16 protein-coding genes and 2 pseudogenes are annotated in these 21,139 nt (G+C 72.6%); 10 read left to right on the top strand and 8 right to left on the bottom strand.

The features are described from left to right. Positions 1 to 19 precede the first annotated feature (19 nt). Complete coding sequence (locus tag O7624_RS03475; protein WP_282238888.1) at positions 20 to 778, bottom strand: class I SAM-dependent methyltransferase; 759 nt, start codon at positions 776 to 778, stop codon at positions 20 to 22. A 196-nt stretch (positions 779 to 974) separates the two neighbouring features. Between O7624_RS03475 and paaI the strand changes: the two are divergent. Then, positions 975 to 1,426 (top strand): annotated as a pseudogene (gene paaI / locus O7624_RS03470) (hydroxyphenylacetyl-CoA thioesterase PaaI); the annotation flags it as partial. Positions 1,427 to 1,607: 181 nt separating this feature from the next. Further along, a complete protein-coding gene (locus O7624_RS03465) occupies positions 1,608 to 2,174 on the top strand; it encodes a dienelactone hydrolase family protein (protein ID WP_282240528.1) in 567 nt (188 codons plus the stop codon). 618 nt (positions 2,175 to 2,792) lie between these two features. Here the strand turns inward: O7624_RS03465 and O7624_RS03460 are convergent. Further along, positions 2,793 to 3,965 (bottom strand): annotated as a pseudogene (locus tag O7624_RS03460) (adenylate/guanylate cyclase domain-containing protein); the annotation flags it as partial. Positions 3,966 to 4,158: 193 nt separating this feature from the next. Here O7624_RS03460 and O7624_RS03455 point away from each other — a divergent pair. From O7624_RS03455 to O7624_RS03435, 5 genes are all read left to right on the top strand, one after another. Then, a complete protein-coding gene (locus O7624_RS03455; RefSeq protein WP_282238886.1) occupies positions 4,159 to 7,032 on the top strand; it encodes a LuxR family transcriptional regulator in 2,874 nt (957 codons plus the stop codon). Between the two features lie 106 nt (positions 7,033 to 7,138). Beyond that, the gene (locus O7624_RS03450; RefSeq protein WP_093402648.1) at positions 7,139 to 7,927 is read left to right on the top strand and encodes a DUF5995 family protein; all 789 of its coding nucleotides are present in this window, start codon (positions 7,139 to 7,141) and stop codon (positions 7,925 to 7,927) included. Positions 7,928 to 8,246: 319 nt separating this feature from the next. Then, complete coding sequence (locus O7624_RS03445; RefSeq protein WP_282238885.1) at positions 8,247 to 8,642, top strand: hypothetical protein; 396 nt, start codon at positions 8,247 to 8,249, stop codon at positions 8,640 to 8,642. A gap of 55 nt (positions 8,643 to 8,697) precedes the next feature. After that, positions 8,698 to 10,788 carry an amino acid transporter gene (locus O7624_RS03440; RefSeq protein WP_282238884.1) on the top strand — a complete coding sequence of 697 codons (2,091 nt, stop codon included), beginning with the start codon at positions 8,698 to 8,700 and terminating at the stop codon, positions 10,786 to 10,788. A 180-nt stretch (positions 10,789 to 10,968) separates the two neighbouring features. After that, positions 10,969 to 12,540 carry a hypothetical protein gene (locus tag O7624_RS03435; RefSeq protein ID WP_282238883.1) on the top strand — a complete coding sequence of 524 codons (1,572 nt, stop codon included), beginning with the start codon at positions 10,969 to 10,971 and terminating at the stop codon, positions 12,538 to 12,540. Positions 12,541 to 12,624: 84 nt separating this feature from the next. Here O7624_RS03435 and O7624_RS03430 read toward each other — a convergent pair whose 3' ends face one another. From O7624_RS03430 to O7624_RS03405, 6 genes are all read right to left on the bottom strand, one after another. Next, positions 12,625 to 12,831 carry a hypothetical protein gene (locus O7624_RS03430; protein ID WP_093402652.1) on the bottom strand — a complete coding sequence of 69 codons (207 nt, stop codon included), beginning with the start codon at positions 12,829 to 12,831 and terminating at the stop codon, positions 12,625 to 12,627. Positions 12,832 to 12,917: 86 nt separating this feature from the next. Continuing rightward, positions 12,918 to 14,123, bottom strand: a complete 1,206-nt coding sequence (locus tag O7624_RS03425) for a low temperature requirement protein A (protein WP_282238882.1) — start codon at positions 14,121 to 14,123, stop codon at positions 12,918 to 12,920. 175 nt (positions 14,124 to 14,298) lie between these two features. Then, positions 14,299 to 15,165 (bottom strand): helix-hairpin-helix domain-containing protein, encoded by an 867-nt coding sequence (locus O7624_RS03420; RefSeq protein ID WP_282238881.1) that lies wholly within the window; start codon positions 15,163 to 15,165, stop codon positions 14,299 to 14,301. A gap of 223 nt (positions 15,166 to 15,388) precedes the next feature. Further along, positions 15,389 to 16,738 carry an NAD(P)/FAD-dependent oxidoreductase gene (locus O7624_RS03415; RefSeq protein WP_282238880.1) on the bottom strand — a complete coding sequence of 450 codons (1,350 nt, stop codon included), beginning with the start codon at positions 16,736 to 16,738 and terminating at the stop codon, positions 15,389 to 15,391. Between the two features lie 13 nt (positions 16,739 to 16,751). Continuing rightward, on the bottom strand, positions 16,752 to 17,099 hold the full coding sequence (locus tag O7624_RS03410) for a TcmI family type II polyketide cyclase (protein WP_282238879.1): 348 nt from the start codon (positions 17,097 to 17,099) through the stop codon (positions 16,752 to 16,754). Positions 17,100 to 17,190: 91 nt separating this feature from the next. Then, positions 17,191 to 18,033 (bottom strand): BTAD domain-containing putative transcriptional regulator, encoded by an 843-nt coding sequence (locus O7624_RS03405; protein ID WP_282238878.1) that lies wholly within the window; start codon positions 18,031 to 18,033, stop codon positions 17,191 to 17,193. 398 nt (positions 18,034 to 18,431) lie between these two features. On the opposite strand from O7624_RS03405, the gene O7624_RS03400 reads away from it, so the two are divergent. The 3 genes from O7624_RS03400 to accB are packed head-to-tail and all read left to right on the top strand — an operon-like array spanning position 18,432 to position 21,129. Continuing rightward, positions 18,432 to 18,758 (top strand): TcmI family type II polyketide cyclase, encoded by a 327-nt coding sequence (locus O7624_RS03400; protein ID WP_093402657.1) that lies wholly within the window; start codon positions 18,432 to 18,434, stop codon positions 18,756 to 18,758. Beyond that, on the top strand, positions 18,755 to 20,449 hold the full coding sequence (locus O7624_RS03395; protein WP_282238877.1) for an acetyl-CoA carboxylase carboxyltransferase subunit alpha: 1,695 nt from the start codon (positions 18,755 to 18,757) through the stop codon (positions 20,447 to 20,449). The genes O7624_RS03400 and O7624_RS03395 overlap by 4 nt, the downstream gene beginning before the upstream one ends. After that, positions 20,446 to 21,129, top strand: coding sequence for an acetyl-CoA carboxylase biotin carboxyl carrier protein (gene accB / locus O7624_RS03390; RefSeq protein ID WP_282238876.1), 684 nt, complete (start codon positions 20,446 to 20,448; stop codon positions 21,127 to 21,129). The genes O7624_RS03395 and accB overlap by 4 nt, the downstream gene beginning before the upstream one ends. The last annotated feature ends 10 nt before the right edge of the window (positions 21,130 to 21,139 follow it).

Genomic DNA, 21,139 nt, shown 5'->3' with positions numbered 1-21,139 from the left:
ATGATTGCGAAAGGCGAGGTCAGTGGAGCGCGACGACGGCGGCGTCGGCGGCGCCGCGCCAGAGGGTGCCGACCTCGGTGAATCCAGCGTCTTTGAGGGCGGTGAGGTGCCAGGAGGCCGGGGGCATCCATTCCGGGCTGTGTCCGGACGGGTAGATGGCGTGGCGTTGCTGCACGAGCGGAGCCAGCGTCGGGTCCTGCTCGGCCTGCTGCCACCACTGCGACCACGACAGCACGGCGCCGGCGGCGTAGCGGGCCGCCCGGTGCTCCTCGCCCCGGGCGAGCAGCCGCTTGGTCAACTCGGGTAGGTCGCCGTCGGGCATGTGGTCGGCGTTGACGAACAGGCCGCCCGGCCGGAGCAGGTCGCGGATCTCCGTGTAGAGGATGCGCAACCGGTCGGCGGGCAACCAGTGCAGCGCGGTGGCGGTGAGCACGGCGTCGTAGCGTCGGTGCGGCAGCGCCGTGGTCCAGTCCGGCCGGCCCAGATCGGCAGTGACGATTGTGGCCCGCTCGCCGAGGGAGGCGGTGGCGAGGGCGAGCAGTGCCGGGTCGAGGTCGACCAGGGTGATCTCGGCGTCGGGGAAACGTCGCAGGGCCCGCAGGGAGATGGTGCCGGTGCCGCCGGCCAGGTCGAGCAGCCGGGGCGGGGTGGCCTCGCGGATGGCGTCGACCGCGTCGAGCATGACGGTGAACCGCTGCTCGCGGTCCGGCATGTACGCCTCCTGCTGGCGGTCCCAACTTTCCTGCCAGGCGGCGACATTGCTGATGTAAGGACTCATGGCGAGCACGCTAGTTACTAGACGGCTCGCCTGTCCAGGCTTGTTGCCAATCTTTTGCAACTACGGGAGGATGGCATGGCGATGATCGGATCGGGCCGGACCGGGATGACCTGGTCCGGCCCGATCGTGTCTCCGCGAGCACCTGCGCCCGCCCGTGGCCAGCCTCCCCGAACGCCCGCCCGCCGGCGGTGCCATGATGTCCCGTGGCGAGGGCGAGCTGCCCGGCCGGAACGGACTGGAAGCAAGGTGGACCCTCAGCGCACCGCCGCGCACAAGATGTTCGACGCCGACGTGGCCTCGAACCGGCTCGGCATCGAGCTGCTCAGCGCCGCCGACGGCAGCGCGGTGGCCCGGATGCGGATCACCGACGGCATGGTCAACGGACACCACATCGCGCACGGCGGTTACGTTTTCCTACTGGCCGACACCGCGTTCGCCCTGGCCTGCAACAGCCATGGTCCGGCCACCGTCGCCGCCGGAGCCGACATCACCTTCATCCGCCCGGCCCACCAGGGGGACGTGCTTGTCGCTCGGGCCAGCGAGCGCACTCGGTACGGCCGCAGCGGCATCTACGACGTCACCGTGAGCCGGGAGGGTGGGGAGGTGGTCGCGGAGTTCCGTGGCCGGAGCCGGACCCTGCGCGCGGCAGCTCCCCCTGACGCTGACGGATCGGATCCGGGGGAGCGGGACCGGGCACCGGCGGCCGGCCAGGGACGCTGACCCCGGATCCGGCACCGCTGCTCCAGCCGACGCGGGTCCACGCTCCGCCCGGGACGGATCCCGTGCGCGCCGCTCCGTGGTGGTCCCGGGCGTCGGGCACGATGTCCCGATGGGACACGTCGTGCTCTTCCACTCCGTGTACGGGCTGCGGCCGGCGGTGCTGGCGGCCGCCGACCGGCTGCGCGCCGCCGGCCATCAGGTGCACGCGCCCGACCTGTACGGCGTGCCCGCCGTCGACTCCGTGGCGGCGGGCTTCGCCCTGCTGGAGCGGATCGGCCAGCAGACAGTTCTGGACCGGGCCCGCGCGGCGCTCGACGGGCTGCCGCCCGACACCGTGCTCGCCGGATTCTCGATGGGTGCCGGGGTGGCCGGCGCGCTGCTGGCCGAACGACCCGACACCGCCGGCCTGCTGCTGCTGCACGGCACCGGAGGATCCCCGGCGGCGGTCCGTCCCGGCCTCCGGGTGCACCTGCACCTGGCTGACCCGGACGCCTACGACCCGCCCGACGAGGTCGACCAGTGGCAGCGGGAGATGGTCGCGGCCGGAGCGGATCTCGTGGTGCACCGCTATCCCGGGGCGGGGCATCTCTTCACCGACCCGACCGTGGTTGACCACGACCCGGTCGCTGCCGGGCTGACCTGGGATCGGGTGCTGGCCTTCCTTCAGCACCGCTGACCGGGCCGTCGACCGGAGGGCGACGCCGCAGGTCCGCGCCACCATCCGGCTCGCGATCGTGGCGGCCGCCGAGGTGACCTGGTCGATCCGCCGGGCGAGCACGGCGCGCACCGCCCGGGGCAGCCGGGCGTCGGCGACCTGCCGCAGGACCGGATCGGCGACGTCGTAACCGCCGGTCGGCCGGTGCACCAGCAGGCCGTTGCGGGTCAGGGTGGCCAGCTCCGCCGCCGCCCGGGTCCGCGGCCAGTCGAGAACCTCGGCCAGCTCCGCCCCGGTGCGGCCCGGCGCGAGCGCGACGGCCGTCAGGACCGCACGCGCATCGGCGTCGAGACGATCCAGCCGGGCCTCCACGACCCGACGGACACCCTCCGGTACGGGCAGGCTCCCGCTGTCGCCCCCGGTGACCGTACGGACGTAGGCCACCGCCCGCCCAGGACTGCCACCGGTCACGGGGATCAACCGGGCCGCCATCCAGGCAGGTCGGCCGGCCCGACGCAGCAGTCGGCGCAACAGCCGGCCGGTGGTGATGGTGTCGAGCGGGGACAGGAGCACCCTGACCACCCCTGGACCGGAAGCGTCCAGCTCCAGCTCCTGAGTGCCCGTCGCCACCAGCACCAGCGGGAGGTCACGCTTGTCGGCCAGTTCCACGAGCACGGCCAGTTGGTGGCGCAGCGCTGGTGCGGCACGGTCGAGATCGTCGACGGCGACCACGACCGGTTGCCGCCGCGCCAGGCTCAACAGCACCTCCCGCCAGTACGCCACCGTCCCGGTCTGCGCGACCGTCACCCCGAGCAGGTCCTCCACTGTGTTCAGGGCGGGCGTCAGCAGTTCGGCCGGCACCAGATCCGTCAGGGCGGCGGCGAGCCGGCGGCGTACCGTCTCGGGGTCGTCGCCGGTGCCCACCTGGGCCAGACCGCGGACCAGGTCCGCGACGGGATCCAGCGGTCCCTCCGGGTAGGGCGGGCAGGTCGTCGAGCACCAACGCACCGGGACGCCGCCCAGCGTGCGGGTGCTCCGCACCAGTTCGCGCAGGAGGCGGCTGCGCCCGCTGCCGGGCGGACCGAGCAGCAACACCCGGCGGTCACCGCGCCCGCGTACCGCCTCGGCGAGGTGCTCCCGGGCGACGGCCAACTCCCGTCGCCGCCCGAACAGCGGGATGTCGTGCCGTGGCGGTCGGGGACGCTCGGTGCCGATGGCGTGCCAGACGTCTACCGGCAGGGCCTTGCCGGCAACGGTCACCGCCGGGACCGGGCGCTGCGCGATCAGCCCGACGACGGCCCGATGCGTGGCCGGGCAGAGCGCCACCCCGCCGGGTGGGGCGTGCTCCTGCAACCGGGCGGCGAGGGTGATGACCGCGCCGCTGGCGACGCCGTGCCCGCCGTCGTGGTCGACGGCCAGGTCGACCACAGCCTCACCGGTGGCGACGCCGACCCGGACCCGCAGGCCCGGTGCCGAGGCCAACGGTCGGCCGTCCAGCGCCCGCTGGATCTCCAGCCCGGCCCGCACCGCCCGGTACGCGTCCCACCCGTCGGCACGGCGCGCGCCGAACAGAGCCATCACGGCGTCGCCGACGTACTTCTCCACCGCGCCGTTCCACCGCCGCAGCACCCGGGCGACGGTGCCGAAGTAGGCCCGTTGCAGGGCGCGGACGTCCTCCGGGTCCAACCGGTCGACCAACCGGGTCGAACCGACGATGTCCACGAAGAGGACCGTGATGGTCCGCCGCTCCTCCGTCACGGGCCAAGGCGCCCGCTCGACGGCTAGCTGACCAGCGACAACAGAACTGGGCATGGAGATCGCACCTGCCTCTCCCCCCGTACGCGCCGACGATGCCCGGAGCCTGTCACCGCTGGTCTGACGGCGGATCGGCAGAACGACGTATGTCGGCCGAACGCAACCTTTGGTCGCAATGTCGACGCGATGCGGAGGACTGACGCGAGGCACCTGTAGAACGGGGACGGAACCTGTGACTAGGCTGCGAGCCATGGCCAGCGACGTGGACACCACACCGCTCGTGGGTCGGGACGACCTGATGGCGACGGTACGATCCGCGCTGCTCGACGACGTCACGCCGGGAAACACGGCGGCGGTGTTCCTGACCGGTGAGAGTGGCGTGGGCAAGACCCGCCTGCTGCACGAAGTCGGCGGCCAGTTGAGCCACGGTGGCGCCCTGGTGCTCACCGGGTCCTGTCTGGACATCGGCGACGCCTCGCCGCTGCATCCGCTGCGCCAGGCGCTGCGCCGCCTCGACGCCGACCTCGCCCCGCCGGCCGCAGCGTCCGTCCGCGCGCTGCTCGGGGTGTTCGCCGAGGACCGGGCCGGCCCGGACGGCGCGGGCGCGTTGTTGGAGCGGGTGTCCCGCGGGCTGAATGTGATCGCCGGTGGCCGCCCGCTGGTGCTGGTGCTCGACGACCTCCAGTGGGTCGACCGGACGACCCGCCAACTCCTGCTCTACCTGCTCGCCGGCCTCGGCGACCTGCAACTGTCGGTGCTGGCGGCGGTGCGGTCGGAGTCGTTGCAGGGGGCGCATCCGCTGCGTCGGGTGCTCACCGAGCTGCGCCGACTGCGGTCGGTACGGGTACTCGATCTGGCCCCGCTCGATCGGGCCGGCACCGAGGAACTGGCCACCGCCGTGATGCGCCGGCCACTGGCGCCGGAGGCGGCCGAGCAACTGTGGCAGCGCAGCGGCGGCAACCCTTTCGTCGTCGAGGAACTCTCCCGGGAACTGCGCGACGGTCGCGACGGGCTCTCCGACACCCTCCGCGAGGTCTTCCTGGCCCGGGTGGACGCGCTGCCCCGACCGGCCCACCGGGCCGTGCACGCCGTCGCCGCCGGAGTGGAACCGGTGGAGCACTGGCTGCTCGCCCGGGTGGTCGGGCTGCCGGAGCACGACCTGCTCGATGCGGTCCGGGCAGCGGTGTCCCACCGGCTGCTGGTCGGCTCGGCCGACGGCTACCGGCTCCGCCACCGGCTCGTCGCCGAGGTGTTGGAGGATGAGCTGCTCCCCGCCGAGCGGGCGCTGCTGCACCGCAGCTACGCCGAGGCACTGACCTCGGCCCCGGCCGAGTTGCACCAGGCCCGGCTGGCCCATCACTGGCGGCTGGCCGGTGAGCCGGAGCGGGCGCTGCCGGCGGCGGTGGCCGCCGCCGAGGAGGCGGAGCGGCTGTACGGCTACGCCGAGGCGCATCGACACTGGTCGGTGGCGGTGCAGTCGGCCGAGGGACTGCCCGGCGTCGACCGGGCCACGCTGCTCGGGCGGGCGGCCGAGGCGGCCCACCACTGTGGTGAGTACGCCCGCGCGCTGGCCCTGCTGGAGGAACTGGCCGGTGCCGACACCGACCTTCCGGCCTGCGAACTGCACATCCGACGGGCCCGTTACCTGGCCGCCGCCGGCCGTTCCGCGTTGGCCGAGGCGGAGTACGAGCAGGCGCTCGCCGTCGCCGACTGCACACCGGGGCAGCGGGCCACCGCCGCCGCCCGACTGGCGGAGCTGCTGCTGCAACTCGGCCGGTACGCCGAGGCGGGCGAGCGGGCGCGGGAGGCGCTCGCCCTGGCCGAGCAGGTGGACGGGGCGACCACCGAGGTGGTGCTGGCCAGCGCCGCGCTGGGCTTCTCCGAGGCGTACCGCCAGGATCCGGACGCGGGCCTGGCGGTGCTGCGGCGGGCACTGGCCACCGCCGAGCGGGCCGGTCGTCCAGAGGACGTCGCGTTGGCCTATCTGCACCTGGCCGAGCTGCTGACCGGGCCGCTGAACATCCTCGAGGAGGGCGTGGTGGTCGCCCGCCGGGGTGCCGAGCGGGTCGCCGAGCTGGGACTGGGCCGGTCCTACGAGACCCGGTTGCTGGCCATCGCCACCAATGGACTGTTCCGGGTGGGACAGTGGGCCGAAGCGGAGAAGGTGGTCGCCTCGGCCCTGCGGCACCGTCCCTCCGGCGCTGACGCCGTCGAGCTGCTGCTGGCCCGCTGCCGGCTGTCGGTCGGCTACGGCGACGTCGAGGCGGCCGACCGGGACCTGGACGCGGTGGCGACCATCCTGGCCGGCGGGGGCGCCCGGCACGTCATCCCGCTGCTCACCCTGCGGGCTGGGCTGGCCATGTGGCAGGGGCGGCACGATGTGGCCCGGCACGCGGTGCAGCGAGGTCTGACCGAGACCCGCTCCGACGACCTGGTCATCCTCGCGGTGCTGGTCTGGCACGGGCTGCGCGCCGAGGCGGAGGCACACGCCAGCCGCACCGTCGCCGTGGACGACAACGCGGTGCGCCGACTTCGTGGCATCGCCGACCGGGTGGCGGCACGCAGTGAGCGGGCGGCCCGGCCGGTGCGCTATGTGATCGACGGTTACCTGGCGTTGTGCGCCGCTGAGGTGAGCCGGCTCGACGGGGCCGATCCGGAGCTGTGGGCGCGGGCGGCGGCCGAGTGGGACCACCGCAACCACCCGTACCCGGCGGCGTACTCGCGCCTACGTCAGGCAGAGGCGTTGCTGGCCGGCCGCCGCAAGGCCGCCACGGCCGGGAAGCTGCTGCGCCAGGCGTACCAGATGGCGCAGGCGCTGGGCGCGGTGCCGTTGACCGACGAGATCCGTACGCTGGCCGGGCGGGCCCGGGTCGCGCTGGAGGAGCGCGGCGCGGTCGAGTCCGGGACGTCCGGCGGGTCGATCGGTGAGGAGCTGGCCGCCCTGACCGCTCGGGAGCATGAGGTGCTGGCCGCGGTGGCCGAAGGGCTGACCAACAAGGAGATCGGCCAGCGGCTGTTCATCAGCGAGCGGACCATCGGCGTCCACGTGTCACACATCTTCGACAAGCTCCAGGTACGTACCCGGGTTCAGGCGAGCGCCATCTTCCTGCGTAGTCGGGCGTAGGTGTCGGATACGTCGTTCTACTGATGTCCGCGCAGCGGACGCCTGAAAGGCTGGGGCCCGGCGTCGCAACGGGCACGACGACGCCGGCGAGCAGCCTGGAGGGGACATGAGCGAGCGCGGTGGGTGTGGTGAGCCGGCGTGGGGGCCGGTGCACCGGGACATCGTCGACCTGCTGGCCGATCATCCGACCGACGTGCCCGCCGTCGTCGACCATCTGACCAAGCTGCAGGACATGCTGGTCCGGCTGCCTCCGCTGCTGGACAGCTGCCCGCTGGCGGACTTCAACAAGCTGTACCTCACCATCACTTCCAGCGTGCTGGACGGGCTGTACGCCGACCGGTTCGTCGACCCGGTCTTCCTGTCCCGGCTGGACGTCGAGTTCGCGGCTCGCTACTTCGACGCGTTACGGATGTGGAGCGACGCCAGCCCGAGCACGCCCCGGGCCTGGGCGTGCCTGTTCGAGCGGATGCGCGGGCCGGACGCCCGACCGTTGCCCTCGGCGGCGGCCGGCGTCAACGCGCACATCAACTTCGATCTGCCGTTCGCACTTGTCACCACCTTCGACCACCTGGAGTCCGAGCCGGTCGACGGCAGCGACCAGCACCGTGACTATCTGGAGATCAACAAGATCTTCGCCGACAAGATCCCCGGCCTGCGCCGGGGCTACCTCGAACAGTGGCAACTGCTCATCGACATGCTCAACGGCGAGATCGACGACTGGTATCAGGGCGAGCTGATCCATTACACGCGCGACGTCGCCTGGCGCAACGCGCAGCGGATCTGGCGGTGCCGGCACGACCCGCACCAGCACGAGCGCGAGCGCAGGCGGCTCGACGACACGGCCGCCGCGCTCGGTCGGTTGCTGCTGTCGCCCCTGGGGGCGTTCCTGCAGTAACCGGGACGGGGGGTCCCCGCGCTCCGTCCACCCGAGGGGCGCGGGGGCATCCGACCCGAGACCGGGCGGCAACGCCCGGAGGCGGCCACCGGGGGGAGCACGGGGGAGCCGGGGGCACGGGGGCACGGGGGGACCACGGGGGGACCACGGGGGAAACAGGGGCCGGCCGGCCCGGGGGGTGTCGGCCGGCCCCTTCCGGGTACGCCGCGACCATGACCGCTGTGTCCCGGCACCGTCCGGCCGCCCGGCCGCGACCGCGCCCTGCCGCCCCACCCCGCCCAGCGCGGCCGGGAGACCGCGCCGCCCGCGGAGCCCGGGGATGACCGTTCAGGTCTTCCAGTTCCGCTTCGACCCGCGGTTCCGCCGGCTGCTGGCGCTGATCGGCGTCCGGCCCGGCACCGCCTGGGTGCGGGTCGACTCCGCCCAACTGCTGGTCCGGTTCGGCCCCTGGCAGCTACGTACCGGTCGGGAGAACATCGCGGGTGTGGAGAGCGGCGGCCCGTACCGCTGGTGGCGGGTGATCGGTCCGCACCTGTCCGGCGCCGACACCGGCGTCACCTTCGGCACCACCACCGCCGCCGGGCTCTGTGTCCGGTTCGTGCGACCGGTGCCCGCCCTGCTGCCCGGCCGGTGGCCCCGACATCCCGGGATGACCGTCACCGTGACCGACCCCGCAGACCTGGCTCGGGCGCTCACCGCACCGGACGGCGGCTGACCGGTAGCGGACGAACCACCACCTACGGTCTGTTCGACAACGGTGAGGCGGGGACATGGGGGACCGGACGAGAGCGCGACGGGGCCGGGAACGCCGCCGCCCGGCGACCGGCGCACCAGAACCGGAGTTGCGTGCCGCGCGGGACCCGACGCGCAAGGGGGAGCGGGCGGGGCGGAGGGTCACCGTGCCCGAGCGGGTGGCCGTCCCGACCGGCCCGGTGACACCGGAGAGTCGGCTGCGTCGGTGGTTGTTCGTCCACCGGGTGCAGCCGGTCGGACCGGAGACCGCCGAGGGACAGACCCGGTCGCACGCCTGGTGGCGGGTGATGTGCCTGACCGGCGTGGACTACTTTTCCACCCTGTCCTACCTGCCCGGCATCGCCGCCCTGGCCGCCGGTGCGTTGTCACCGGTGGCGACCCTGCTGATCGTGGCACTGACCCTGTTCGGGATGCTGCCGATGTACCGCCGGGTGGCCGGGGACAGCCCGCACGGCCAGGGGTCGGTGGCGATGCTGGAACGACTGCTGCCGTTCTGGCGCGGCAAGATATTCGTACTGGTGCTGCTCGGTTTCGTCGCCACCTCGTGGATCGTCACGATCACGCTCTCCTCGGCCGACGCCACCGTGCACGTGCTGCAGAACCCGTACCTGCCGGAGTGGTTCGGCGGCACCGGCGTCGCCGTCGGGGTGACCGTGGGTCTGCTGCTGATCCTCGGCGGGGTGTTCCTGCTCGGTTTTCGGGAAGCCGTGGCGGTGGCCGTCCCGCTGGTGGCCGCCTTCCTCGGGCTGAACGCGGTGATCGTGGGGGTGTCGCTCGTCGAGCTGGCCGATGATCCCCGTCCGCTGACGGACTGGACGGCGGCGCTCACCACGGGCGGCGGTCCGGGCCAGGTGGCGCTGACCGCGGCGCTGGCGTTCCCGTTGCTGGTGCTGGGCCTGTCCGGGTTCGAGACCGGGGTCAGCATGATGCCGCTGGTGGCGGGAAAGGGGCCCGACGCACCGGCCCGCCTGGCCGCCCGGATCCGCAACACCCGGCGGCTGCTCACCGCCGCCGCGTTGATCATGTCTGTCTACCTGCTCTCGACCACCTTCGTCACCGCGGTGCTCATCCCGCCCGAGGCGTTCGCGCCGGGCGGGGCCGCCAACGGGCGGGCGCTTGCCTATCTCGCCCACGAGCAGGTGGGTGAGGCGTTCGGAACGGCCTACGACGTGAGCAGCGTGCTGATCCTCTGGTTCGCCGGTGCCTCGGCGATGGCCGGGCTGATCAACATCGTGCCGCGCTACCTGCCCTCCTACGGCATGGCCCCGGAGTGGGCGCGCGCGGTGCGCCCGGTGGTGATCGTCTACACGCTGGTCTGCATCGTGCTGACCATCGTGTTCCGCGCCGACGTCGACGCGCAGGCAGGGGCGTACGCCACCGGGATCCTGGCGATGATGGTGTCGGCGGCCGTCGCGGTGGCCATCGCCGCCGCCGGCCGCCGGCAACGCGGCGTCGCCGCCGGCTTCACGGTGCTCACCCTGGTGCTGCTGTACGCGCTGGTCGAGAACGTGATCGAGAAGCCGGACGGAATCGCCATCTCCGGACTGTTCATCCTCGGCATCATCGCCGTGTCGCTGGTGTCCCGGGTGACCCGCACCACCGAACTGCGGGCGGAGCGGGTCGAGTTCGACGAGACGGCGCGGCGGTTCATCGCCGACTCGGTGGCCCATGACGGGCGGCTGCACGTGATCGCCCACAAGCGGCGCAGCGGGGCGATCAAGGAGTACACCATCAAGGAGCGCGCGCAGCGTGGCCTGAACCCGGTGCCGGGGGCGACCGACGTGCTCTTCCTGGAGATCGACGTGGTGGATCCGTCCGGGTTCCGTCACGTGCTGCGGGTGTGCGGCGTCGAGGTGGGGGGCTACCGGGTGCTGCGGGCCAGCAGCCCGGCGGCACCGAACGCCATCGCGGCGATCCTGCTGGCGCTGCGGGACGCCACCGGCGTACGCCCGCACGCACACTTCGAGTGGTCGGAGGGAAACCCGATCGCTCACCTGCTGCGCTACCTCATTCTCGGGCGGGGGGACACCCCGCCCGTGGTACGGGAGATTCTGCGTAAGTCCGAGCCGGATCCCGCCCGCCGCCCCGGCATTCACGTCGGAGGTTGAGCGGCGCGGTCGATGCCGGCTCCGGGTAGATGTGAAGCCGAATGGCTTACTCGTTCACTTATGCCTGATTTGTGTCATGTGTCGCCGTACGGTGGCCTCTGGTGGCTGAGGCGAAGTCAGCCACCCCGCGCCCGATTCGGTGCGGCCGTGTTTCCGCATGCACGAGAGGCAGGAGCGCTGATGTCCACGTACCAAGGGAGCCGCGGGTCCACCCGACCCGGTCGGCGGTCCCGGTGGTTGCTGGCCGGTGGCCTGGTGGCGGGCAGCCTGGTGGTCGGGGCGGCGGGCCTGACCGCCGTCACCGCCTCGGCCGCCGACCGTGACCCGGCGGCACCGAACCCGGGCCAGCCCGCCGCGATGTTTCAGGATGACGTACCCGGAGTCGACGAGACACCGCACCGCCGGGGGCAGGACCGGCAACGGCCGGAGTGGCGGCACGACTCCGGCGCGACCCCGGACGGCCAGGGGAGCGCGACCGGCCGGTCGCGCGGTCACCACGGGCGCGCACCTGACGACACGGTGGTGCCGGTGCCCTGCGACTCCGCCCGGCTCATCGCGGCGCTGGTCCGGGCGAACGCCGAGGGCGGCGCCACGCTGCGGCTGGCGGAGAAGTGCACCTACACGTTGACCCACGCGTTCCAGCAGCCCGACGAGTACGACGGCGGCATCCGCGACGCGCGGGAGGCCGCCGATGCCGCTGAGAACCCCGGCGACGCCGAGGCGCCACCGCGCAACCCCGCCGACGACAAGGCCGGCCTGCCGGTGATCTACCACGGGATCACCATCGAAGGCTCCGGCGCGACCATCGCCCGGGGGGTCAACACCCCCGACTTCCGCTTCTTCACCGTCCGCGACGGTGGCGAACTGACCCTCCGGGACGTCACCCTGCGCAACGGCCGCTCGGCGGCGGAAGGCGGCAGCATCCACATCGTGCACGGCGCCACGGCGGTCGTCGAAGGGGTCACCGTCGTCGGCAGCACCTCGCTGTCGGCGGAGGGCGGTGGCGGCGCCATCTTCAACGACGGCAACCTCTGGATCAGCGACAGCAAACTGATCGGCAACCGGGCCGCCGGCACCCAGGGCAAGGGTGGGGGCCTGCTCAACGGCGGCGTCATGACCATGCACGGCACCGAGTTCCGGCACAACAGCGCGGTCAGCTACGGCGGTGGCCTGGCCAACTTCCGGGCCGCGGGCGACGTGTACTCCTCCACCTTCGTGCAGAACAACGCCGGTCAGGGTGGCGGTGTGGCCAGCTTCTCCGCCCGTACCAAGGTCTTCGACACGCTGGTGGCGCAGAACAGCGCCGAGATCGGTGGCGGCCTGGCCAACTCCGACGCGGTGCTGGTGCTGCGGCAGCTGACGGTCCGCGACAACGTCGCCACCGTCAAGGGCGGCGGCATCTCCACCTTCCAGGGCCTGCTGCCCGTGGACGACAGCGTGATCAGCGACAACACCACGCGTGGCAACGGCGGCGGCATCCACGCCGAGAGGTCGAACCTGCTCGTGCGGGGCAGCGACGTCAAGGGCAACGCCGCGGTCGGCAAGCGGTCGCAGGGGGCGGGGCTGTTCGTGACGGCCGGCTCGACCTCGCTCTACCGCAGCCACGTGATCGGCAACCAGTCCACCGTCAAGGCGGGCGGGATCCAGGCCGAACGGGCCCAGGTCAAGATCGATGACGACAGCGTCGTCATCGAGAACAACCCGACCAACTGTGCGGGTAGCAAGGTGCCGGTGGCGCACTGCTTCCGCTGAGCCGGCACGGTCGGCAGCCGCATCCCGCCGACGAACAAGGCCCGTGTCCGAAGCCGGCACGGGCCCTGTTCGTGTTCCCCGGGCTCACTGAGAGGGCTGGGGCAGTTCGCAGTCGACCTTCGGGTTGGCGCCGACGTAGTTCAACGGCCCGGCGGCGATGGTCACCAGGATGGTGCCGACCTCGGCGCAGTTGGCTTCCTCGTCACTGTAGTAGCCGCGCTGACCGGCGGCGATGGCGCCGATGACGAGCCAGATCACCACGAGGACTCCGAATATCGACGTGCCACGCATGGCTTCCTCCACAGGTTCGGGGGTGGGTTGCAAGGTGTGGGCCTTGTACCCAGACGCGCCGAGCGGCTAACGGAGGCCGCCGTGAGCTACGGCGGCATGGGTGCCTCAGGCGGGCGGGTGCGAGTGTGTCGGAGGTCGGCCAGCGCCACTCCGGTGAGCACCAACAGCGCGGCCAGCCCAGCGGTCAGAGATGGAAGAAACAGTGTCGCGGGTGCCACCGCCGTCAGCGCCACCACGCCGCCGGGCCGGGACCACGACACCCGGTTGAACACCTCACGTTCGAAGAGGGCCCGGCCGACCAGGAACAGCGCCGGGCCGCCGAGCATGATCGCCGCCCACTCCGGCGGGGTACGCGCGGGCAGGGTGGGTGTGTGCAGCACCACCTCGAAGCCGGCCGCCGTGATGACCACCCCGGCGACCATCACCAGGTGGGTGTAGGGGGAGGTGCCCAGGAAACGGATCGGCTTCTTCGCGACCTTGATGGCGACGGGCAGCAGTTCCCCGGCCTTGTGCACGTAGATCCGCCAGAGCACCAGCGTGGTGGCGAAGGCCAGCAGCAGCGCCACGGCGTCCTCAAGCTCCGAGTGATTGGTGGTGTACGCCATGCCGATGACGAGGATCGCGTCGCCCAGCGCGATGGTGTAGAACTGCTGATACCGCTCGGCGAGATGTTCGGCGGTCAACCTGAACAGGGAAGCGGGGACGCTGCCCAGCCCGGGCACCGGGTAGGACAGCCGCAGCCCGAGGTAGTCGAGGCCGAGGGCGAGCAGCCACAGCGCCATTCGGGCGTTTTCGGAGACGAACGCGCCGCCGATCCAGGGCACCGCCGACAGCGTGAACCAGCAGAAGACCCGGGCCGCCCGTCGTTGGATCTGCCGGTCGTTGCGCACCGCCGGGATGATGAACAACCCGCGCCCGAGGTGGATGGCGACGTACGCACCGGCGAAGGTGAGCCCCCGATCGCCGAACGCCTTGGGGATCGCACTGGCCATCAGCAGCACCCCGAACATCACCGCGAGCACCAGGGCCTTGATCTCGGTGCGTTCCGGGTCGTACAGGTCGGTGACCAGGCTGGTGATCGTCCAGGTCCACCACACCGCGGCCAGCAGGATCAGCGCCTGGCCGGCCTGGTGCCAGTTGATCTCCTCGGCCAGCCCGCGTGAGATGAGCGCCAACGCGACGACGTAGACCAGGTCGAAGAACAGTTCCAGGAGGGTGACCCGGCGGGTCGTGGTGGCACTGCGGGTCAGAGGTCGCCGTGGGTTCTCGGGCTGTTGCTGGGCGAACGGCACGGATGACTCCCGGCAGCCGGCGACAGTGCGGCTTGCCGGCTCGGCCGGCGTACCGACCGTACGGCGTTTCCGGCCGGAGCGTGTCCTGGTTGAGGCCGGTCACCGGAACGGCGTACACCGGAGCCGCCGGTCACGGAGCCCGTGGGGGCGTCTCCGCGACCGGCGGCCCGGGTCGTCAGGACTCGCTGTCGGCCTGGGCGGCCAGCACCTTCGCCTGCTGAGGCCAGGTGGCCAGGCTGGCGGTGGCGCGGAGCCCGGCGCTCTTGACGGTCTCCCGCAGCGCTGCCTCGTCCAGTTCGGCCAACTGCCGGTAGGTCCGGATACCCGCGCCGTGCAGTGCCGCCGCCATCTTCGGGCCGACCCCCTGGATGCGCCGGAAGTCGTCGACCTGGGCGGCTACCGGTTCCGCGGAGACCGGCTCGGCTGCCGCAGCCGGCTCGGTCACCACCGGATGGGCGGCGACCGCCGGCTCGGTCGCGATCGGGTCGACGGCGACGGCCGGCTCGGTGGCGACCGGGTCGGCTGCGCTGGCTGCCGTTGCGGGTTCGGTGGTGTCCTTGGGCCGGACCGGCGGGGTGGCGACCGTCGATCGCGGTTCCGCGCTCGTGTCCGCCGTGGTGTCCGCCGTCGGTCCCGCATGGATCGACGACGGGTCGACGTCGCCAGCGAGCGGTTCGCCGACCCGCGTCGCCCCGGTGGGCGTACCGGTCAGCGGCTCCTCGGTGGTGCTGCCGGCCGATTCCGCGGCGGCGGTCGGGGCCGGCTCGGCCTCGGTCGGCTCGGCCTGCGTCGCAGTAGTGGTTCCGGTGCTCGCCGGAGCGCCGGAAGCCGGCTCGGTCGTTGGTTCGGTCGCGGTGGTGGACTGCGCGGTTCCGGCGGCGACCGGGGTCGATTCGCTCGCCTCGGTGGTCGCGTCGCTCGCCGTGCCGGCCGTCGGCGCGGGCGGTTCCGACCGCCGACCACGCAGCAGTACCCAGCCCACCGCCAGCCCCGCCAGCAGCGCCACGAGCAGTATCAGCCAGCTCCCGAAGGACTCGCCCACGGTAACCCTCCCTGAGGTTCACGTCCGGATCGTCGCGAGAAAAACTCGCCGCAGCTTCGCATACGCGCGGCCGGGACGACAGGCAGGCCAGGTAACAGTCCGTACCGGACGGGCGGAGGCTACGGCAGGTGTCCGCTACGGGACGGACGGTGTGGCGCCGCCGTGCGGATGTGGACACATCGCGACCCCGACACCAACTCGGGTGCCGGGGTCGCGATGCGGATCAGTCCTGCTCACCTCGGTAGGTGTAGAAGTCGTCGATGAACTTGCGCCGCAACCGGGGAACCCGGCTGGTGACCCGGAAGTAACCCCGGGCACCGAGCAGCGCGAGCCGCCCGAACACCGGCTGGTACATGCGATCGTCACCGTTGGTGCCGCTGCGCCCCAGCGAGTCGGCGACCCGGGCGAAGCCGTACGGCACCATCGCCGCTTCGTAGTCGGCCACCGCCTGCACCAGGTTCTTCTCACCGGCGGCGGCGAGGATCAGCTGCCGCCGCAGCAGGTTCGCGTCGCGCAGTGCGGTGTTGGCCCCCACGCCGCGCCCCGGCGTCATGGTGTGGATCGCGTCACCGAGCAGGGTGACGGTGCTGCTCTTCCAGGGCGGCACCGGCTCCGAGGTGGACACCCGGATCGGCAGGGCGCTCTCCGGGTCCGCCAGGCTGAGCAGTTCCCGCAGGTGAGGGTGCCAGTTGGCGGTCAGCTCCAGGGCCACCTCGATCAGCTCCGTGCCCCGGCGACTCATCACGTCGGACGGGAACCGGCGGGCCGTGCTCCATACCACCAGGTTGATGTTGTCGCGGGTGGGATCGTGCCGCAGCCCCGGCCAGTCGGTGAGCAGTTTCGCGTCCGCCGAGCTGGTCTCCGGTTTCAGCCGGCCGTCGCGGTCCCACTTGAACTCCATCACGTGCAGTACGCCCATCACCCCGCCGGTGCCGAAGATCAGCGAGATGCCCCGCTGCACGCTCTCCGGCAGCAGGGACCGGGTGTGCGCCGTGAGTGGCACCCGGGTGGCGATGTTGACCGTGCCGGCGTCCCGGATGACGGCGTGCGGCAGGTACTGGCGGCGGACCGCGGAGTGCGTGCCGTCCGCCGCCACGAGGAGGTCACCGGTGGCGGTGCCCCCGTCAGCGAAGTGGGCGGTGACCGTGCCGTCGTCGTGCTGCTCGTACCGGGTGAAGGTGCGGTCGAAGTGCACCACGTCCTCCAGTCCGGTCAGCAGCACCTGGCGCAACGTCATCCGGGCCACGGACCGCTCCGTGTCGACCGGGTGGGTGTCCGGTCGCAGCGGAAAGGACGCGGTGTGGCGCATCTTCTCGCTGAGCACGTTGAAGTAGCGGGGCGAGCGGGCGCAGGTGGCCAGGTAGATCTCGAACAGCTCGGGCGGTAGGCAGTCACGCAGGGCCCGACTGCCGGTGGGGCCGATGCCCACCCGGTAGCCGAGCAGTCCTTCGCCCCTGGCCCGGTGTCGTTCGTAGACCGCGACGCCGATTCCGGCCCGGCGCAGCCCGTGGGCCAGGCAGAGGCCGCCGGTGCCGGCGCCGATGACCAGGACGTGCGGTGCTCGGGTCGTCATGTTTCTCGCCCGGTCAGCTGGCCACACGCGGTGTCGGAACGTCCGCCGCATCCCAGCGGTAGAAGCAGTTGGCGATCGCGTCGCGCGGCGAGCGCCAGGTGGGCAGGTACGGCGAGGTGTGCGCGGACAGCCGCTCGTTGACCTGCTGGAACAGCGGATGGTTGCGGGCCGCCGCGAGGGCGTCCGCGCCGACGTCGTCGGTCTCCATGAGGTGTACGCACAGATCGTGCAGGCAGTACAGGGACCGGTGGCGGACCCCGGTCAGGCTGGGCAGTTCGGTCTCGTCGGACTCGGCGAAGATCTGCGCCACGCGACCCTCCGCGCCCGGGATGATTCTGTTGACGATCACTAGACGGCTCATCGGACCCCTCTCACCGGTGGTTCGGCCCGGCCGGACACCGGGTGCCGGGCCGCTGTGGCTCCACCCTGTCGCCCGCACAGTCACCTGTCCGTCAATGTCCGGGATCGGTGCGGTGACGCATCGTCAACGGGCCTGGAGCGGCGTTGCGGGTGACCACGTGCCGGCGGGGTCCGCTGGCCGGCCGGCTGGCGCGCCGGATGGGGTCGAGCGTCTCCGCGAGCAGCGCGCTCATCGCCGGCGACGGCTCCAGGCGCAGTTCCCGCAGCAGCAGATCCCGGTAGACGTAATAGGCGTGCACCGCCTCGAAGGCGTTTCCCTCGGCGAGGTGGATGCGTACGACCAGCCGGTGTGGCGTCTCGCGCAACGGCTCGGCGGCCATCGCCTCCAGCGCCGCCTCCAACGCCTCGCCGTGCCGCCCGGCGGCCAGGTGCTGGCCGGCGACCTGTTCCAGCATGTGCAGTCGGAGCTGGCGCAACCGTTCCCGGTCGGCCAGCACCCAGTCCTCGTACCAACCGGGCAGCAGGTCGTGCCGGCCGGCGGCGAGGGCCTTCGGGGCGTCGCCCGGCGCATGGCCGTCACGGACCCGACCGGCGGTGTCGATGAGCAGGTCGACGTCGACCCGGACCAGCGGGTCGAGGCGGACGGTGTCGGCGGCGGTGCTCAGCGGGCAGTACGGATCCTGACGCAGTCGCCACAGCGCGGTCCGCAGTGACGACAGCGCCCGTTCCTCGGTGGCCTCCGGCCAGAGCAGACCGGCGAGGTGGGTACGGGTGGCCCCGGGGCGCAGCCCGATCAGCGCGATGATCCGTTGCAGGCCGCGCGGCACCACCACCGGGGTGTCGCCGTGGGTCAGGCGGAAGCCGCCGAGCAGATGCAGCCGGATGTCGGCGTCGTGGGGCTGGCCGGTGGTGGGCGTGGGCGGAACGGCGGCCACGGCGGCACCCCCTGCGAAACGCGTCGGTTGCGGGTTCAGGCCGGGCCCGGCGTGGCCGCCGGGACGCCACTGTCGACTCGTCGGGCCGTCGCACGTGGGGTGCGGTGCCGGGTCCGACCGTCGTGAAGATTATCAATCGCAATTACTCTGAGTCAACGATGTTGTCGGCAATGTAACTCGTCAGCGTCTGTGAAACCGCCTCTGAACTGGTCAATCGCGCTGATCATGGCAACCGTGGCCGCTCAGCTGAACCACAGCTTGCGTCAACACAGCGTCACCAGCTCCGTTCTTTCCGGGGGTGTCTGTGACGCCCGGGTGACGCGGTGCCGCGCATCGTGGCGGCAGCCGTCCGGGCGCACCCGGTGGCGTCCGACCGGCCCCATGGGGGGAGGACCAGCATGGACCGAACGCTGATCGTCGCGAAGGTGGTCCCGACCGCCGAATCGGCGGTCGCCGAGATCTTCGCCGAGTCCGACACGACCGAACTGCCCCGCCTGGTGGGGGTCCGGCATCGCTCGCTGTACCGCCTGCACGACCTGTACGTGCATCTCATCGAGACCGAGTCGGCCGGCGACGGCGCCGTCGAGGCCGTTCGGGAGCACCCGGAGTTCGTCCGGGTCAGCAGCCGGCTGAGTTCCTACATCTCGCCGTACCGGCCGGACTGGCGCGCGCCCCGGGACGCCATGGCCCGCTGCTTCTACCGTTTCGACGGGCACCGGCCGTGACCGCCACCGCGCCCTCCGGCGAGTCCCTGTGGTCCCGGTGCGGCGGCTGTGCCGCCCTGCTCTACCGCAAGCGACTGCGCCGCAATCTTGACGTCTGCCCGGAGTGCGGCCTGCACACCCGACTCGCCGCACCCGAGCGGGTGAGCCAGCTGGTCGACCCCGGATCGTTCCGGCCGCTGCCAGACCGCGCGGTCGAGGTGGACCCGATCGGCTTCGTCGACGTCCTGCCGTATCCGCACCGGCTCGCCGCCGCCCGCGCCGACACCGGCCTGGCGGAGGCGGTGCTCTGCGGCACCGCCACGATCGGCGGGTCGCGCTGTGCGCTCGCGGTGATGGACTTCCGGTTTCTCGGCGGCAGTCTCGGCTGTGCCGTCGGCGAGCTGATCACCCGTACCGCCGAGCAGGCGTTGGAGCTCGACATCGCACTGGTCCTGGTCACCGCCTCCGGCGGCGCCCGGATGCAGGAGGGCGCGCTGTCGCTGATGCAGATGGCCACGGTCAGCCAGGCGATGGCCGCGCTGCGCGAGGTCGGGCTGCTCACCGTCAGCGTGCTGACCGACCCCACCTACGGCGGGGTGGCGGCCTCCTTCGCCACAAGCGCCGACCTGGTACTCGCCGAGAGTGGAACCCGGATGGGCTTCGCCGGTCCTCGGGTGATCCGCCAGGTGACCGGACGCACCCTCCCGGAGGGGTTCCAGACCGCCGAGTTCCTGCTGCGGCACGGCCAGATCGACATGGTGGTACCCCGGCACGCGCTGCGCGTCCGACTGGCGACCCTGCTCGCCGCCACCTGCCGGCGGGCCACGAACCGCCCCGGCGCCACCGCCCCGCCGCCCGAGGCGGCCCGCCCGACGCCCGCGTCCCGGGCGCCGGCCCGCGACGCCTGGGAGACGGTACGCCTGGCTCGGCACCCCGGCCGCCCCACCACCCTGGACTACCTGGAGACCACCTTCGACGGCTTCACCGAGCTGCACGGCGACCGGCTCGGCGGCGACTGCCCGGCGGTGGTCGGTGGGGTGGCGCGGCTCGACGGCCGGCACCTGATGGTGATCGGCCACCAGAAGGGACACACCACTGCCGAACTGGCCGCCCGCAACTTCGGCATGGCCACCCCGGCGGGCCACCGCAAGGCGTTGCGGCTGATGCGACTGGCGGCCCGACTCGGGCTGCCCGTGGTGACCCTGGTCGACACCCCGGGCGCCGACCCGGGCGTCGAGGCGGAGGAACACGGCCAGGCGGCGGCCATCGCGGAGAACATCCTGACCCTGAGCGTGCTGCCCACACCGGTGGTGACAGTGGTGACCGGGGAGGGTGGCAGCGGTGGTGCCCTCGCCCTGGCGGTGGCCGACCGGGTGTTGATGCTCCAGCACGCGGTCTACTCGGTGATCAGTCCGGAAGGCTGCGCCGCGATCCTCTGGCCGGGTCGTACCGCCGCCCCGCAGGCGGCCCGGGCGCTGCGGTTGACCGCGCCGGATCTGTGCCGGCTCGGGGTCGTCGACGAGGTCGTACCCGAGCCGGACGGCTCGGCCGCCAACGACCCCGAGGCGACGGCCCGAGCCGTCCGGCAGGCGCTGCTGGCGAACCTGCTGCCGCTGCTGGAGGTGCCGACGGTGACCCTCGTGCAACGACGCCGACGGCGCTTCCGCCGCTTCGGCGCCGCCCGTGCCGGTGCCCGCGCGGGTGCCCGATGAGCGCCGTGCCCACGGCAGCCGGTGTTCCGGCCGCCGACGCCGCGGTCTCCCCACCCCAGTCCGCCGCGCCACCGCCCGGCGCGGACGCGGCGGGGGCCGGGCGGACCGGCACACCCTGCGCCCGCACCGCACCGCCGACCCCGACCGGCGACCGGACCGGGCACCCGACCGGCGGCGTCGCCGACCCGGAACCCGCCTGGCCCCCGACGGCCGACGCCGCCCTGGCCGAGCTACGCCGACACGCCCAGCAGTTCGTCGCCGAACTGGCCGAGCCGGTACGCCGGCTGCGGCTGCGCCTCGGCGACGCCGAACTGGAGGTGGAGTGGGACCGGCCGGTCGGTCCGGACCAGGCCGCACCGTCCGGTCGCACGGATTCCGCCGCCGCCCCACGGTCGCTGGGCGGTCCGTCCGTGGTCCCGCCGGCGGCGAGCCCCGCCACCCGCACCAGCGTCCGCTCGCCGATGGTCGGCACCTTCTACCGGTCGCCGCAGCCGGGTGCGGCACCCTTCGTGGCCGTCGGCGACCAGGTCCGACCCGGGCAGGTCGTCGGCATCGTCGAGGCGATGAAGCTGATGAACGAGATCGTCGCGGACCGGCCCGGCCGGGTCGTCGAGATCCTCGCCGCCGACGGACAGCCGGTGGAGTACGACCAGCCACTTGTCGCCCTGGACCCGGCCTGAGGGGTGGTGC

This window comes from Verrucosispora sp. WMMD1129 (assembly GCF_029581255.1).
In the GTDB taxonomy this organism is placed as follows: Bacteria; Actinomycetota; Actinomycetes; order Mycobacteriales; family Micromonosporaceae; genus Micromonospora; species Micromonospora sediminimaris.
Note: the sequence above shows the minus strand (reverse complement) of the source record. Positions and strands in the feature narration are given on the sequence as shown.

Coding starts and splice junctions, on each gene's coding strand:
- O7624_RS03475 (WP_282238888.1), bottom strand. CDS start 778: ATGAGTCCTTACATCAGCAATGTCGCCGCCTGGCAGGAAAGTTGGGAC.
- O7624_RS03465 (WP_282240528.1), top strand. CDS start 1,608: ATGGGACACGTCGTGCTCTTCCACTCCGTGTACGGGCTGCGGCCGGCG.
- O7624_RS03455 (WP_282238886.1), top strand. CDS start 4,159: ATGGCCAGCGACGTGGACACCACACCGCTCGTGGGTCGGGACGACCTG.
- O7624_RS03450 (WP_093402648.1), top strand. CDS start 7,139: ATGAGCGAGCGCGGTGGGTGTGGTGAGCCGGCGTGGGGGCCGGTGCAC.
- O7624_RS03445 (WP_282238885.1), top strand. CDS start 8,247: ATGACCGTTCAGGTCTTCCAGTTCCGCTTCGACCCGCGGTTCCGCCGG.
- O7624_RS03440 (WP_282238884.1), top strand. CDS start 8,698: ATGGGGGACCGGACGAGAGCGCGACGGGGCCGGGAACGCCGCCGCCCG.
- O7624_RS03435 (WP_282238883.1), top strand. CDS start 10,969: ATGTCCACGTACCAAGGGAGCCGCGGGTCCACCCGACCCGGTCGGCGG.
- O7624_RS03430 (WP_093402652.1), bottom strand. CDS start 12,831: ATGCGTGGCACGTCGATATTCGGAGTCCTCGTGGTGATCTGGCTCGTC.
- O7624_RS03415 (WP_282238880.1), bottom strand. CDS start 16,738: ATGACGACCCGAGCACCGCACGTCCTGGTCATCGGCGCCGGCACCGGC.
- O7624_RS03410 (WP_282238879.1), bottom strand. CDS start 17,099: ATGAGCCGTCTAGTGATCGTCAACAGAATCATCCCGGGCGCGGAGGGT.
- O7624_RS03400 (WP_093402657.1), top strand. CDS start 18,432: ATGGACCGAACGCTGATCGTCGCGAAGGTGGTCCCGACCGCCGAATCG.
- accB (WP_282238876.1), top strand. CDS start 20,446: ATGAGCGCCGTGCCCACGGCAGCCGGTGTTCCGGCCGCCGACGCCGCG.